The sequence below is a fragment of the Sulfitobacter sp. SK012 genome (assembly GCF_003352085.1).
Taxonomy (GTDB): Bacteria; Pseudomonadota; Alphaproteobacteria; order Rhodobacterales; family Rhodobacteraceae; genus Sulfitobacter.
In genome coordinates this window covers 824,170-838,828 of record NZ_CP025804.1, presented here as the reverse complement: position 1 = coordinate 838,828, position 14,659 = coordinate 824,170, and the positions used below count along the sequence as shown (strand labels likewise).

Below are 14,659 nucleotides of genomic sequence, written 5' to 3'. Positions count from 1 at the left end.
AAAAGTCGTCCTTTGATCTGGGTCGCATAGGTTTGTTGATGTTCGCTGGATAAGGCATTTGCTAGCCCTTGTCACGCCGAACTTGGCGCGACAATTCGCGCCTAGCTGGTCTTGGCATCCTGTTCCAGGTCCTCAACCAGCTGAAATCCGATCCGGCGCGGTGCATCCTCTTGCACGGCCTTGGGCAACGCGCGCAGCACAACGTTAAGCTGGCTGACATGTTGCACCAGTTGCATCCGTCCACCTGCCGGGTCAGTGCCGTAAAATGTCAGTACATCAGGATCAAAATACCCCATACCCTCGATCCGAAGCACGCCCGCATCAGCGCCAGTGAACCCCATGGCAACCTCGTGGTCTTCGTCCAACTCTTCTTCGAATTTCTTGAGATAGAGAACCACCCGCTCATACGCCCACTGTGCCGGAGATTTACTTTTGACCGGCGTGTTAGCAACGGCGTTTGGCACCTTAACGTTGCTGGCATTGGCCTTGTCCGGGTCCGTATGGACTTCATGCACACGTGGCAGCGCATCTGCCTCAAACGCTTCAGCGGCGGTCTTAATCTGGTCTGTCATGTGGTGCTCCGTTGGAATTCCCAACCACCATCCGCCCGCAACTGCCGGGTGGCAAGGCCCGTTTGGTGGAGATGGCTCAGGTGCGCAAAAGCTTCCACCAGCGCCAAGCCGTATTCGCCTTCGCCAATGGCGCGTTTGAAAAGTGGGGAAAAACACTCCCCCGCTGTTTTGGGTTCATCGAGATAGGCCAACAAACGCTTGAGGGCGCTGTGGTGATTATCGATCAACTGCCGCATGCGTGTGGGCAAGCCTGTAAAGGGCAATTTATGCCCGCCCAGCACCAGATGATCGGCCCGCGCCAGCATTGATAGCCGCTCGCACGCCTCCAGCCATTCGCCAATGGGATCGGCCATCGGTTCGGTCGCATAGACGCCAATGTTAGGGCTGATCGAGGATAAAATCTGGTCACCTGCAATCACTAGATTGTCATCTCGGCTCCAGAACGTCGCGTGCTCTGGCGCATGACCATTGCCGATATGAACATCCCAATTGCGCCCGCCCATAGTGATCTGGTCGCCTTGCTTGATCCGGGTATAGCCCAACGGCATGCGGGTGACGACATCGGCAAAGTTAAACGGCCGCTCCGTCGCGCGCTTGTCGTAAATCGCGGCTTCCATGCCCGCGGACCGGTAAAACGCTAACGATTCGGCATTTGGAACGGGCTGCTCATCAAGCGTCAGCATCCGCGCAGTCAGCCATGCGGTGCGCGTCGTAATCAGCTCTGCGCCATGTTCAGTCTGAAACCAGCCCGCAAGGCCAATATGATCAGGATGATGATGCGTGACGACAACCCGGCCCACCGGTTTTCCCGCCAGTGGCCCGGCCATGATCTCGGACCAGATGGCCTTGGATTTCTTTGACGCAAAGCCCGTATCGATGATCGTCCAATGATCCCCTTCATCGAGCGCGTAAACATTGACGTGATCCAACTTCATCGGCAGCGGCAATCGGAGCCAAAGGACACCTGGGGCGACCTCAACGGCTTCGGCCCCGACAGGCGGCGTGTCAAAAGGATAACGCAGGCCTGCAGGCGCGATGTCAGCCATCAGGCGGCCAGCTCTTCTGCTGAAAGTGCAAACAGGCCATCCGCCCCCGCCTGCGCATGGGCCAAAAGACCCACATGCTCGGGCAACAACCGTTCAATGTAGAACCGCGCCAATTTTTCGCGCGCGCTGCCCTTAGCCGCCATCGCAGCTGTCAGATGCAGATGGCCGCCCAACACCCGCGCAAATGCTTTCAGATAGGGCACAGCACCTGCAAACCGGACCTGCAAATCGCTTTGCGCGACCATCCATTCGGTTGCCTCGCGCAGAGACTCGCTTGCCTGCCAGACCGCATCGGTCATTTTGGGAAACGTCTCGCGGGCGTCTTCGGCATCAGCTTGAATTTCATCCAACAGGCGCATCGCGGCTTCGCCACCGTCCATCATCTTGCGCGCAACAAGGTCCATCGCCTGAATGCCATTGGTGCCCTCATAAATCGCAGTGACCCGCACATCGCGGCAAAATTGCGCAGCACCGGTTTCTTCAATAAATCCCATGCCACCATGGATTTGCACACCTACCTCAGACATCGCGATGCCCATATCAGTACCGAACGCCTTAGAAATTGGCGTCAGCAATGCCGCGCGGGCTTTCCACGCGGCATCTCCTGTCGCGTTGCCCATATCAATCGCCACAGCACAGCTCAGCGCAATCGCGCGCGCGCCAAAAATCTCGGCCTTCATGGTGGTCAGCATCCGCCGCACATCCGCATGATCCAAGATCGTCCCGGTCCCGCCTTCCAGCGCCGTACGCCCCTGCTTGCGGTCCTGCGCATAGGCCAGCGCATGTTGGTACGCCGCCTCCGCCACGCCGATCCCTTGGCCGCCAACGCCCAGCCGCGCGTTGTTCATCATCGTGAACATCGCTGCCATGCCGCCTTGCTCGGGGCCGACCATCCAACCGGTGGCATTATCATATTGCATGATTGCGGTGGGCGATCCGTGCAGGCCCATCTTATGCTCAAGGCTTACCACGCTCAGGCTGTTACGCTTACCGGGATTGCCATCTGAATCAGGGATGAGCTTGGGCACCAAGAACAGGCTGATCCCTTTGGTTCCCTCAGGTGCGCCCGGCAACCGTGCCAACACCAAATGGCAAACATTGCCAGAGAAATCATTGTCCCCCCAGCTGATATAGATTTTCTGGCCAGACACCGCGTAGGTGCCATCGCCATTGTCCGACGCCTTGGACGACAAGGCACCAACGTCCGATCCGGCCTGCGGTTCGGTCAGGTTCATCGTGCCAGTCCACTCGCCAGAAATCAGCTTGGGAAGATACAGCTCTTTGATCGCATCCGACGCATGATGCTCCAACGCCTCAATCTGACCTTGGCTCATCAGCGGGGCCAGTTGCAGCGACAGGCACGCGCCCGACATCATCTCGTTGACGGCACTTGTCAGCGTCATCGGCAGGCCCATTCCGCCAAACTCAGGATCTGCCGCCATCCCGATCCAGCCCCCATCCGCAATCGCCGCGTGACCACCACTGAATCCCGGCGAGGTACGCACAACGCCATTCTCCAACCGAGCAGGCTCCAGATCGCCATTGCGCTGCAACGGTGCCAGCACTTCATCGCAAAGTTTGCCTGCTTCGGTTATGATGGCACGGGTCACATCATCGCTCGCCTCGGCAAAACGCTCTGTCTGGCGCACCTGCTCCAGCCCAACCACATGGTCGAACAGAAAGTTGAAATCATCCACAGCGGCGCGGTACGGCATCGGGTCTCTCCTTAATTAGTTGGCCACAATAGGCCGGGCAGCGCTTGGCAACATGGCAAAGTCCCTGATATGGGCAGGCGCTCCTGTTTGTTAAGATGAAGTGGCGCGCACCGCACTGCAATACGAAACGCGGCGTCAATTGGCCGGGTAATATTAGGCCGCCTAAGGATTAAGCGATGGATCAAACAACCCAAATGCTACCCTCGGATGACGCCGGGATTGCCCAAGCGGCCGCATTGCTGCGCGCGGGTCACCATGTCGCCTTCCCAACTGAGACGGTATACGGGCTTGGTGGTGACGCGCGCAACGGTGAAGCAGTTGCAGGGATTTACGCAGCCAAAGGCCGTCCCAGCTTCAATCCTTTGATCGTGCATGTCCCAAGTGCAGATGTCGCGCAAACCTACGGCCAATGGTCAGACGCCGCAGACATTCTGGCCAGCGCCTTCTGGCCCGGCCCCTTAACCTTGGTGCTGCCGCTTGCCGCAGATCACGGACTGTCTTCGCTGGTCACCGCTGGCCTTCAATCCGTTGCCCTGCGGGTGCCTGCACACTCGACTGCACAGCGTTTGCTGCAAAGTTTTGGTGGTCCGCTTGCGGCTCCCTCGGCCAATCCCTCAGGTCGGATCAGCCCCACATCAGCCACCCATGTTCACGCAGGCCTAGATGGCAGAATAGCAGCAATCGTCGATGATGGTCCCTGTTCCGTAGGGCTGGAAAGCACCATCATTGGCCTTACGACCTCGACGCCAACACTGCTACGCGCCGGCGGCTTGCCACGCGAGGCGATTGAGGCAGCCCTTGGCGCGCCGCTTGCCCTTCCTGACACCGCAGCCATCACCGCACCGGGACAGCTAGCATCGCATTACGCACCACGCGGCACTGTTCGGCTGAACGCCGAAGCGCCCACGGGCGACGAAATGATGCTGGGTTTTGGCGCCATACACGGCGATCTGACGCTGTCGCCCTCTGGCGATCTTGTACAAGCGGCAGCCAATCTGTTTGATCATTTGCACCAGCTTGATGCACATAACCGCCCTATCGCGGTCGCAAGAATACCAGGTCACGGGTTGGGTGCTGCGATCAACGACCGCCTACGCCGCGCGGCGGCTCCGCGCTAAGCCCGACCTGCGGCGGACGATAGCCCCAAAGGGTCAATGCCGATTGAAGTCAACGCCGATTGCCATTTCAGCCGATCCTTGGTCGCAAACACCAGATCGGTATCTGCGGGACAGGTCAGCCAACCGTTCTGACCAATCTCACGCTCCAATTGACCGGGCCCCCATCCTGCATAGCCCAACAAAAACAACGCCTGCGCGGGGCCCGCACCCTCGGCCATGTCTTCCAGAATGTCCTGAGTTGCCGTCATTGCAAAGCCATCGGCGATATGCAGCGACTTTAGCTTGGATCGGTATTCGTCTGAATGCAGCACAAACCCGCGCCCCGATTCCACAGGCCCACCAATACGCACAACCATATCGCGTGGCCCTTTTGGTAGGTTGATCTCCAACCGGTCAAGCACATCAGACAGGCGCAGATCAGGCATCGACTTATTAACAATAAGCCCCATCGCCCCTTCGTCAGAATAAGAGCAGATATAGATCACGGATCGCTCAAACCGGGGATCGCCCATACCCGGCATTGCCACCAGCAACTGCCCGGTGAGGTCCATGTCTGTTTGCAAATCACCCTTGCTCATGCCGCTACATTGGCGACCTCAAGGCGACTTCGCAACAGGGATCAGCGAAACATGGCTGACCCGATTGTGACTTGGCAAGTGCTCCATCTAAGCCCATGAAAGTGGTATGTTGAAAATGCTCATCTCACTGGCCCTTATGGTGGCACCCCCTGCGCTTGCGCAATCTGACGGGTCCAAAGGTGCCCCGATTTCTGCCGATGTGATCCAAGGTTGGCGTCAAGCTGACGGCACCCAGATCACCGCTTTGCGCCTGACGCTTGCGCCGGGTTGGAAAACCTATTGGCGCGCGCCCGGCGACGCGGGCATCCCGCCAGAGTTTGACTGGTCCGGTTCGCGCAATCTGGCCGGGGTTGGTATCACTTGGCCCACACCTGAGGTATTTAACCAAAACGGCATGCGCTCAATTGGGTATCACGACCAACTGATCTTGCCCTTGCATGTGAAGCCAAAGGTGGACGGTAAACCCGTCGATATCAAGCTGAGCATGGATATCGGTGTGTGCAGCGACATTTGCATACCAGAGACACTCAAAATCACCGCAATTCTGGACGCTACCGATGCAAAGCCAATACCGGCCATTGCCGCCGCCCTCGCACAGCGCCCCTATTCAGGATCAGAAGCTGGTGCGCGCGGCGTTACATGCAGCCTGCGTCCCAAAGACGGTGGGTTAGAAATCACGGCCGACATCAGCCTCCCTTCCACCGGGTCCGACGAAGTTGTCGTAATCGAGGCTGGACGCCCGGGCTTCTGGGTCAGCGAAGCGGATACGAGCCGTCAAGGCAACACCCTGCGCGCCGTGGCGGATATGGTGCCCTCAACCGGGAGCGCATCGCTTGATCGCTCGGCCATCCGCTTTACCGTTTTAGGTCAGAACCGGGCCGTTGATATCATCGGGTGCAGCGCCGGTTAAGCAGCCCGCCGCGCCGACATCACGTAGCTGAGTGCCCCGATTATATAGCCAGCCAAGGCAATCACCGCCGCACCTGTCACAAACGCCAACATTGCGCCGCCCATCGCAGACATCCCCGCCAGCATCGGCACCGCGGCGGTAAGTGGCGGGTAGATCGCGCCGTTCCAGCCTGCAAAAGCCAGGGTCACGCCCCCCCACCCCAGGATCAAAACCCAAAGTGCGGCCAGACCAACCCGAAGACCGGCAATGGGCCCCCGTATCGCTCGGCGCATTGCCGTGATCTGGCGCGACACATCATGCTGCACGGCAATCAGCGCCGGCACCACCAACAGCACCAACACCAAGCCAAAGCCAAGCCCGTAGACCAGTGTGATCACTGTCGGCTTCAAGAACTGCGCCTGCTGGCTTTGTTCGTTAAGCAGCGGAGCCAGCCCCAGAACGGTCGTCATCGTCGTCAACATCACAGGCCGCAATCGATCCGCTGCGCCATCAATAATCGACGGGATCAGTCCCCGTTCAGCCCCATACTCATCAATCGTGGTCACCAGCACGATTGAATCGTTGATGATAATGCCAGTCATCCCCAGCAGACCCACTACCGTAAACATGCTAAGCGGAACATCATGATACGCATGGCCATAGATCGTCCCCACCAGACCAAAGGGCACAATGGCCAAGACCACCATAGGCCGTGTCCAACTGCCAAAGACCCACGCCAACACCAGATAAATCCCCGTCAGGCACAAGATTAGGCCCGTCAGCGCATCGCTTAGGAATGTATCTTCTTGCTCACTCAACCCGGCCAAACGAAACTCAACCTGACGTTCCGATGCGATACGCGGCAGGATTTCTTCTTGCAGCTCTGCGGTGATTAGGGCCGCCCGCGCGGGGTCGTCTTCTGAGATGTCACCCGTGACTGAAATCAAACGAATGCCGTTTTCGCGCCCCACCGTGCTAAAGCCGGTGCGCCGTTCCACGCTCACAATATCCGCCAGCGCCACATAGGCCCCGTTTGGAGTGCGCATCTGGGTGCGGTCCAGAAAATCTGCTGTCAATTCGCCCTCAGGCAATTCCACCCGGATTTCTGCTGATCGCGGTCCATCTGGATAAGTTGCCGCTTCGATACCGCTCAACCGGTTGCGCAAAGCCCGCCCTAACGTATCGATGGTAAAGCCCAGCGCCTGACCCTGCGGCGTAAGATCAAGGATCAGTTCTTCCTTGTCATAAGCAAGGTTATCTTCCACCGCGCTCACTTCGGGGTAGTTCCTTAGGGCCGTCTGTAAATCCTCAGATGCCGCTTTGAGTATCGGCGTATCGGCGCCAAAAAATTGAACTGATAGCGAATCCCCTCCGGGGCCAGACCGCCATCCTCGAAAGCTTACTGTTTCGGCCAATGGGTGGCTCACAACACGGTCTTGCAACTCGCCTACAAAAGCAAAGCTGGAGTATTCAGGTCGCAAATCCGCATCGATCAATTCAATTGAAATGCCGCCCAGCAGGTCGCGATCCTTGTTCTCCGCTCCTGCAAGGCCACGTCCCGTGGTACCTCCGATTTGAGCCATCACATAATCCAGAGGGTTCAGCCCATAGCGCTCGGCATATTCTGCGCCCAGCGCCTCGGTCGCGCGTTGCATTTCGCGCATCATCTCCAGCGTATCGGCGCGGCTTGCCCCTTCGACCATCGCGAAATTACCAGTAACCGAGCCGCGCTCGGGTGCGTTAAAGAACCGCCATTGCACATCGCCGTTGATGAAAAGGGCCACTTGGCTAGCCAAGACGACAGTCACCCCGGCCAACACAGCGTAGCGCGCCATGACCACCCCTGCCATAAACGGGCGGAACAAGCGTTCGCGCACCCAGTCAAAGCCGCGATTGACCACGCGGCTTGGCAAATCATACCAATGTTCTTTGCGCGCCGACCGCATGGCGTGGGCCATATGATGCGGCAGAATCAAGAAACACTCGACCAGCGACGCGACCAAAACTGCGATCACCGTAAAGGGTATATCCTTGATCAGATCGCCAAATCGCCCGCCCACAATCACAAGCCCAAAGAAGGCAATAATTGTGGTCAGTGTCGCGGCAAAAACCGGCATGGCCATGCGCTGTGCTGCACCCTCAGCAGCCTCCATCGCGTTGACCCCAAGCGTGCGAAAGCGGTGATCAGCGTGTTCGCCCACCACAATCGCGTCATCCACCACAATGCCCAGCGTGATGATTAGGCCAAACAGCGAGATCATATTGATCGTGAGGCCACCCGCGTACATCAACGCAATCGCGGCCCCCATGGCGACAGGTATCCCCGCAGCCACCCAGAACGCAGTCCAAAAGTTGAGAAACAAAAACAGCAGCGCTAAGACCAGACCCAGCCCCATCAAACCGTTGCCGATCAACAGATCGAGACGCCCACTGATCGCCGCTGATCGTGTCCGGATCAGCTCAACTGAAACAGCCGCTGGCAGGCTGGCTTCGAGTTCTGCCGCGACCTCTTCGACCTTTTGCTGAATGGCAATCGCGTCGCCCCCGTTGGAGCGGTCAACCCGCACCGACATCGCCGGATCATCGCCTACGAAATATCTTTTGTCGCGGTCCACTTCTCCGACGGTCACGGACGCCACATCGCCCACAGTCAAAGCCGATCCGTCCGGGTTTGACCGAAGCACAATCCCTTCGATTTCTTGCGCGCTGCGCTTGGCCGTGCCTGTGCGCACACGCGCATTGGCCCCTGCCACATCCCCCGCAGGATCCGCATCAACCTCTTCGGCAATGACCGCTGCGATCTGTGCCATGCTGATGTCATAGCCAATCAATTTGGCCGACGGCACTTCGACAATCGTCTGCGGGGCAGCAACCCCTTGGATCGTGGTGCGCGTCACGCCCTGAGCAAACAGCCGCGTCACCAGCTCATCAGCAAAGCGCCCCAGTTGCGCGGGATCAATCGGCCCCGTAATCACAACATCTGTCACCCGGTCACGCCAAGCCCCTCGGCGAACAACAGGATCCTCAGCTTCCTCGGGCAGGCTGGTAATTCCGTCCACAGCCGTCTGCACATCCGCGGCCGCGCGCGCCATGTCCCAGCCGGGCTCAAACTCAAGCGTGATGCTCCCGCGCCCTTCGCGCGCCGAGCTGGTCGAGGATTCCACGCCCTCCAATCCCAAAAGGGCCGTTCCAAGTACCTGCGCAATCGCAGCGTCCACATCTTCGGCACCCGCGCCTTCCCAGACGGTTGAAACCGTCACATTGTCGACGATCACATCAGGAAAAAACTGCGTCCGCATAATGGGTGCTGCAGAAACACCTGCCACCAGCAACAAGACCAAAAGCAGGTTCGCGGCCGTTCGGTGCCGTGTGAAATAGGACAAAAGCCCACCAGCGGCCTGGGGGATATCGCGCGCCATGCCCTAGCCCCCCATCCGGCTTTCGATCCGCTCAATCGTGGCGGCTGAGACTTCGGGTTCTGCCAGTTGCGCCAAGACACGCGCCTTGGCAGCTTCGGGCATACGTTTATTGTCAGTGACAAACGCAACCAGCTTGGCCCGCCGCGCATCGCTCAATGTTATCATCGCCGGTGCTGTGGGCACCTCAGGGGCGGCACCTGTATCGCGCAAAGGTTTCACAGCGATCCCCGCCCCCAACAGAGGCGAGCGCGCCTCGACAACTTCGCGACCTGCTAAAGGCCCCCGTACCAACACATCATCGCCCTGCCTGCGCAAAACCTCGACGTTCAGCGCGGCCAGCCGATCGCCACCTTCCAGCACCAGAACTTCGCCTTGGGCATCCACAGCAGAGGACGGCAGCCGCACAACCCCATCCAACGCAGGTTCCTGCACCCGAACGGTTACAAAATCACCCGGTTTGAACCCTGCCGCTGTATCCAGCGCAGCAAAAACAACACGCCCCGTCAGCCCTTCGCCCGTCGCCGCCCGCGCCCTTGTGATGACGCCACTGGCGGTAAGATCAACGCCGGCCACATCCAATACGACCGTGACTGGCGCTTTGTTCACCCGACCTGCTTCGTCCAAAAGCCGAACGTATTGTGCGGTCGACACCCGAAACGACACTTCCAGAGCGTCGGGATCAATCAAATCAGCCAGCCGCTCATTGGCGCTTACCAGCCGGCCTTCAACGACGCTTGTCTCATTCAGCATTCCATCAAACGGCGCGCGCAGCACTGTGTCTGCCAGCCGCCGCTGTGTTTCAGCCAATGCAATCCGAGCGCGCGCTTGTCGCGTTGCAGCCTGATCGACCCGCGCTTCGGCCTGCGCTTCTGCTTGCCGTCGCGCCAACACCACAGCGCGCGCCGCTGCGGCGGCCAACTCAGTCGTCTCCGACGTAGCCACGGTGCCCACGCCGCGCTCTGCCAGATCAACCTGCCGTTCAAACGCCCGCTTGCGCAGCGCGGCTTGATCTTGCGCTGCAGTTAACTCATCACGCGCTAAAACAAGACCACGCGCGGCGTCGCGCACCTCTGCTTCCGCGTCCAATAAATCACTCTGCGCGCGGTCCACCGCTGCTTGCGTTTCAGCCGGATCAATTTCGACCAAGATCTGACCTGCCGTGACCTCTCCGCCATCCTCAAACGCGTCGGCAAGTGCAACAACGCGGCCACCGCCCGCGGCACGCAGCTCGAGCGTGCGCCGGCTTGCCACTTCACCAAAACTCTCCAGCTCAGGTACATGGCGTCCCGGCTCGGCCAAGATCACATTTACTGTAAAGACCCGCTCCCGCGCAGGCGGTGCAAACGGCTTTTCGGCCAGCCGCTCCCCCACAGCTCCCATAACAAGCATCACCGCCCAGACGAATAGCCCCAGCGTCACTGCCGCCAGAAACAACCCGATCATGCTTTGCCGCAAAAATCGCATCGGCATCCAATCCTAATAAACCTTAATCAACAATCTAGTGGCCGATGGTGAAATACCAAGTCACTTCTGCATGTTCTGTCCTACGGCCCACACAGCAACTTCCGTTGAAGTTTAACACATTTGGGCGAAAAAATGTTTGGCATCCACCGTAAAAACGGGGTCCTTCGCGCCCAAAAGATCACTTCCGCTGCTGATGTTCAGCAAGCCTTGGCATGATTTCTACAAAGTTGCAGGGCCGGTGCCGGTAGTCGAGCTGACGCACCAAAATCTCATCCCATGCGTCTTTGCACGCCCCCGGTGATCCCGGCAGCGCAAAAAGATAGGTGCCTTGTGCCACCCCACCTGTGGCCCGGGATTGCACTGCGCTAGTCCCAATTTTGTTCATCGACACGATTGTAAAAACCGTCCCAAACGCGTCGATTTCTTTTTCATAGACGTCTCGGTGCGCCTCAACCGTCACATCGCGCCCCGTCAGCCCAGTGCCGCCGGTGCTGATAACCACATCAATGTCCGCATCCGCGCACCAGGTCCGCAGTTGCGCTGCGATATCGCCACGCTCATCGCGCACAATCTGGCGGTCCGCCACCAGATGGCCTGCGGCCAATATCCGCCCCACCAAAACATCGCCGGATCGATCTTCGGCCAGTGCGCGCGTGTCTGACACCGTCAGCACGGCAATCCGCACCGGGATAAACTCCGCCGTCTCATCAATCTTGCTCATGCCCGCTCCCAAATCGCCAACCGAACAGCCAGCGCTGCAAATATCCCACCAGTGATCCAGCCCAAGGTGCGATGCCCGCGCGCCATGCGCCGCCCCAGTGATCCCGCATACACACCCACTAGCCCATTGATGACAAACCCGCCAATGGCCTGCACCAGACCCAAAATCATAAATTGCCCCAGAACCGACCCCGCTTCGGGCACCACAAACTGCGGCACAAACGCCAGTACGAACAAGATCACCTTGGGATTGGTCAAATTGACCAATAGGCCACTCCGAAACGCCAGTGCAGGCAAAACCGCCTTGATTTCTGCGCTCGAATGACCGCGCACGGCCTGAACCGCCAGCACCAATAGATAGGCAACCCCAATCCAACGGACCGCGTTAAACGCCCAAGGGACCGCCGCGATCAATGCGCCCAGACCCAAGCCCGCCAGCGTCACATGGATCATGCCGCCCAAAGCGACGCCCGCACTTGCGGCCCAAGCCGCCGCAGGACCGGACCGCATGCCTTGCCCCAAACAAAACATCATATCGGCACCCGGCGTCGCATTCAGCGCCAGTGCAGCCGGGATAAACGCCAGCAATGTTACAGGATCAATCACGCGCCACGCTCTAGTCGCGCCTTCACGCTCAGCAAATCAGCCCAAGTTTCACGCTTAGCGGCTGGCATCCGCAACAGATAAGCAGGATGGCACATCGGCAGCGCAGGGCGGCCCAAGACCTCAACCCAAGTGCCGCGCAGCCGCGTGATCCCGCGTTGCCCCATCAAGGCCTGACAGGCCCAATTACCCATGATGACAAGCACCTCAGGGGCTGCCAATTCAATATGGCGCTCCAAGAACGGCTTCATCATGGCGATTTCTTCAGGCTTAGGATCGCGGTTCTGTGGCGGACGCCACGGCAAGGTGTTGGTGATATATATCGGGGCCTCTGCCACTGAGCGCCCAATGCCAATCGCCGCAAACATGCGATCCAGCATTTGCCCTGCCTGCCCAACAAAGGGCCGCCCCACGCGGTCTTCTTCGCGCCCCGGCGATTCACCGATAACCATTACCCGTGACCCTGCAACCCCGTCACAGAACACCAGATTGCGCGCGCCGAGCTTCAATTCACACAAATCAAACGCCGCCATCGCCGCGTGAAGTTCCTCTAGCGTGCCGGCACCGCGCGCCGCCACTTTGGCCTCCGCCACAGCGTCGCGCTTGACCAGATCAACCGGCCCGCTCTTTTTCGCAGCGGCTTCGGCCTTTTTCGCGGTCTTTTGTGGCAACGCATAGCGATCCACAGGCGCATCCGCGATGCTCTCGTCTGCCCCCAGCTCAATCTGCCACTCAAGGGCCGCTCGCGCGCTATGCCATTCCACTGATTCCATGCGCCCAACATACGCCGTCGCCCCGCGCTCCGGTATCCCCCTTCAGGTACGATTGAAATGCGCTTGGGGTAGGCATCTTGATGTTTCTTTCCCCCGCTTGCTGACCACCTGCGTCCCCGCCTATAACGGGCCAACTTATCCAAGGTTTGCACATATGAGTTTCGCCCACCGCCACCTGCTTGGCATTGAACCCCTCAGCCAGGACGACATCACCACCTTACTGGACCTTGCCGACAGCTATGTGGATCTCAACCGCCAACCCAACAAGCATGGCGACGCGTTGGCAGGGCTGACCCAGATCAACATGTTCTTTGAAAACTCGACCCGTACGCAAGCCAGCTTCGAGATCGCAGGCAAGCGCCTTGGGGCTGATGTGATGAACATGGCGATGCAGGCCTCATCCATAAAAAAAGGCGAGACGCTGATCGACACCGCCATGACGCTCAACGCCATGCACCCCGACCTGTTGATTGTGCGCCACCCCCAATCAGGAGCGGTGGATCTGCTGGCGCAAAAGGTCAATTGCGCCGTATTAAATGCCGGTGACGGACGTCATGAACACCCCACGCAGGCGCTGCTGGATGCGCTGACCATTCGCCGGGCCAAGGGGCGTCTGCACCGCCTTTCCATCGCGATCTGCGGCGATATTGCGCACTCCCGTGTGGCCCGTTCCAACATCATGCTTTTGGGTAAAATGGAAAACCGCATTCGCCTGATTGGCCCGCCCACGCTGATGCCCTCACAGATCGATCAATTCGGCGTAGAGGTCTTTGACGACATGGCCGAAGGCCTCGCTGACGTAGACGTCGTTATGATGCTTCGCCTGCAAAAAGAACGTATGGATGGCGGTTTTATCCCCAGCGAACGGGAATATTACCACAGATATGGGCTGGATGCGGCAAAGCTTTCTCACGCCAAGTCCGATGCGATTGTGATGCATCCCGGCCCAATGAACCGCGGCGTCGAAATCGATGGAACCCTTGCTGACGACATCAACCGCAGCGTCATTCAGGACCAGGTCGAAATGGGCGTCGCAGTCCGCATGGCTGCAATGGATCTGCTGGCACGCAACCTAACTGAATCCCGCAAGGGGGCCGCATGACGACCCTCAACATTCCAGCGGGCGAGTTCGGCGTTGTCCGACTTTTTGCCGTTTCACGGCCTATTCCGGCCATGTCGGTTGCTTTGAAAAGACAGCCCAAATCTGAGGTCATCGCAGAACTGCTCGGCACCCAGACCCCCGAAGACACCGTCGAGCTTTTCCCAATCAGCGACCTTACCGGCGTTGGCCTGCCCGCGTATCTTATGGACGGTTATGCCATTCCTCCCGGTGATATTGCCCGCGATCGTGCCAAGCTCGACGCGCTGGACGGCTATGTGCTGCTGCTCTTTTCTGCAGCCTTCGACGAGGCCACCACCCTGTCACCGCACCGCGACCTCACACTCATCGGCAGCTACAGCGAACCTGCTCTCGAAATTCCCGGCCCGCCTGTTACGGCTCAAGCCGCGCAACCCTACACCGGCACCCCGAACCTTACCCCAGCGGAGCCCCCCAAGGGCCGCGCAGGTGGTGCCGCAATCGCTGCAGCCCTATTTGTGCTGGCAGTCCTAATTTTCTGGTGGGCCCTTCGATGAATGAACCAAAAGACCCCAAAATGTCCGGCCGCATCGCCATGATTGCCCTGCTGGTCGCGTTTGCTCTCGCAGGCCTTATGGTCTTTTTGGCCGAATGACGTTGGGTTTGCCCCATTGGCGAGCCTTC

General features: G+C 59.0%; 13 protein-coding genes. 4 read left to right on the top strand and 9 right to left on the bottom strand.

Features of this window, described 5'->3' with window-relative positions:
- Window positions 1-101: 101 nt before the first annotated feature.
- The 3 genes from C1J03_RS04200 to C1J03_RS04190 are packed head-to-tail and all read right to left on the bottom strand — an operon-like array spanning window position 102 to window position 3,333.
- A complete protein-coding gene (locus tag C1J03_RS04200; RefSeq protein ID WP_114884023.1) occupies window positions 102-572 on the bottom strand; it encodes a DUF6173 family protein in 471 nt (156 codons plus the stop codon).
- Window positions 569-1,618 carry an MBL fold metallo-hydrolase gene (locus C1J03_RS04195; RefSeq protein WP_114884021.1) on the bottom strand — a complete coding sequence of 350 codons (1,050 nt, stop codon included), beginning with the start codon at window positions 1,616-1,618 and terminating at the stop codon, window positions 569-571. Before C1J03_RS04195 ends, C1J03_RS04200 begins: the two co-directional genes overlap by 4 nt.
- On the bottom strand, window positions 1,618-3,333 hold the full coding sequence (locus C1J03_RS04190) for an acyl-CoA dehydrogenase (RefSeq protein WP_114884019.1): 1,716 nt from the start codon (window positions 3,331-3,333) through the stop codon (window positions 1,618-1,620). Before C1J03_RS04190 ends, C1J03_RS04195 begins: the two co-directional genes overlap by 1 nt.
- A 176-nt stretch (window positions 3,334-3,509) precedes the next feature.
- Between C1J03_RS04190 and C1J03_RS04185 the strand changes: the two genes are divergently transcribed.
- Window positions 3,510-4,451, top strand: a complete 942-nt coding sequence (locus tag C1J03_RS04185) for an L-threonylcarbamoyladenylate synthase (protein ID WP_114884017.1) — start codon at window positions 3,510-3,512, stop codon at window positions 4,449-4,451.
- On the opposite strand, the gene C1J03_RS04180 is transcribed toward C1J03_RS04185, so the two are convergent.
- Window positions 4,448-5,029, bottom strand: coding sequence for a YqgE/AlgH family protein (locus C1J03_RS04180; RefSeq protein ID WP_254694170.1), 582 nt, complete (start codon window positions 5,027-5,029; stop codon window positions 4,448-4,450). The genes C1J03_RS04185 and C1J03_RS04180 overlap by 4 nt on opposite strands.
- A gap of 106 nt (window positions 5,030-5,135) precedes the next feature.
- Here C1J03_RS04180 and C1J03_RS04175 point away from each other — a divergent pair, with 106 nt between their 5' ends.
- Window positions 5,136-5,939, top strand: a complete 804-nt coding sequence (locus tag C1J03_RS04175; protein WP_114884014.1) for a protein-disulfide reductase DsbD domain-containing protein — start codon at window positions 5,136-5,138, stop codon at window positions 5,937-5,939.
- Here C1J03_RS04175 and C1J03_RS04170 read toward each other — a convergent pair.
- The 5 genes from C1J03_RS04170 to C1J03_RS04150 form a co-directional block, all read right to left on the bottom strand.
- Window positions 5,936-9,337: an efflux RND transporter permease subunit gene (locus C1J03_RS04170; RefSeq protein WP_114884012.1), complete on the bottom strand. Its 3,402-nt coding sequence runs from the start codon at window positions 9,335-9,337 to the stop codon at window positions 5,936-5,938. The two genes, C1J03_RS04175 and C1J03_RS04170, sit on opposite strands and share 4 nt — an antisense overlap.
- 3 nt (window positions 9,338-9,340) lie before the next feature.
- Window positions 9,341-10,801, bottom strand: coding sequence for an efflux RND transporter periplasmic adaptor subunit (locus C1J03_RS04165; RefSeq protein WP_114884010.1), 1,461 nt, complete (start codon window positions 10,799-10,801; stop codon window positions 9,341-9,343).
- Window positions 10,802-10,979: 178 nt separating this feature from the next.
- On the bottom strand, window positions 10,980-11,522 hold the full coding sequence (gene moaB, locus C1J03_RS04160) for a molybdenum cofactor biosynthesis protein B (RefSeq protein ID WP_114884008.1): 543 nt from the start codon (window positions 11,520-11,522) through the stop codon (window positions 10,980-10,982).
- Window positions 11,519-12,127 carry a LysE family translocator gene (locus tag C1J03_RS04155; protein ID WP_114884006.1) on the bottom strand — a complete coding sequence of 203 codons (609 nt, stop codon included), beginning with the start codon at window positions 12,125-12,127 and terminating at the stop codon, window positions 11,519-11,521. The genes moaB and C1J03_RS04155 overlap by 4 nt, the downstream gene beginning before the upstream one ends.
- Window positions 12,124-12,897: a uracil-DNA glycosylase gene (locus C1J03_RS04150; RefSeq protein WP_114884004.1), complete on the bottom strand. Its 774-nt coding sequence runs from the start codon at window positions 12,895-12,897 to the stop codon at window positions 12,124-12,126. Before C1J03_RS04150 ends, C1J03_RS04155 begins: the two co-directional genes overlap by 4 nt.
- Before the next feature lie 154 nt (window positions 12,898-13,051).
- Between C1J03_RS04150 and C1J03_RS04145 the strand changes: the two genes are divergently transcribed.
- Window positions 13,052-13,999 carry an aspartate carbamoyltransferase catalytic subunit gene (locus C1J03_RS04145; RefSeq protein WP_114884002.1) on the top strand — a complete coding sequence of 316 codons (948 nt, stop codon included), beginning with the start codon at window positions 13,052-13,054 and terminating at the stop codon, window positions 13,997-13,999.
- Entirely contained in the window at window positions 13,996-14,532 is a 537-nt protein-coding gene (locus C1J03_RS04140; RefSeq protein WP_114883999.1) for a hypothetical protein, read from the top strand. Before C1J03_RS04145 ends, C1J03_RS04140 begins: the two co-directional genes overlap by 4 nt.
- Window positions 14,533-14,659 lie beyond the last annotated feature (127 nt).